Source organism: Undibacterium sp. Ji42W (genome assembly GCF_049340405.1).
Lineage (GTDB): Bacteria > Pseudomonadota > Gammaproteobacteria > Burkholderiales > Burkholderiaceae_D > Undibacterium.
The window spans coordinates 1-478 of the sequence record NZ_JBMPOV010000055.1 but is presented as its reverse complement, the minus strand read 5'-3'; the positions used below and the strand labels follow the sequence as shown (position 1 = coordinate 478).

Genomic DNA, 478 nt, shown 5'->3' with positions numbered 1-478 from the left:
GTATCAATCTTCAATTGCTATCTGATGCTACCGGCACATTGGCAATGGACGGAACGACTTCCGTGAATTTGCCTATGGGTCAATATGGTCGTTATACTTTCACTGCTCAAGCAGGTAAAGCTTATGGTCTAAGTCTTACTAGTTTGAATTTCACCGGTACCGGTTCAGGCACAAAAAATGTCGCCGTATACCTGGAAAAAGCTGATGGCACGGCAATTTACAACTGCACATTTACTGTTGATAGCAGCTGTGGTTTTTATAATCCAAAATGGTTTGTCGCAGGTGATACATATGTCATCCGTTTCATACAAAGCTCATCTTATGCTGTTAGCTTCAATGTCGTGTTATCCAGAGACATTGAAGCAGGGAATCTTATTTCTGGTGTTGCGCCCCTCAATTTGACCACTATATTTCCTGGGCAGAATGGACGTTTCACTTTCAATGCAACAGCCGGGCAAAGTTTTAACTTGGTGATTAC

General features: G+C 42.3%; 1 protein-coding gene. It reads left to right on the top strand.

Features of this window, described 5'->3' with window-relative positions:
* Nucleotides 1-478: hypothetical protein (locus ACO0LG_RS29565; protein WP_423032201.1), on the top strand; the 478-nt coding region annotated here is incomplete at both ends.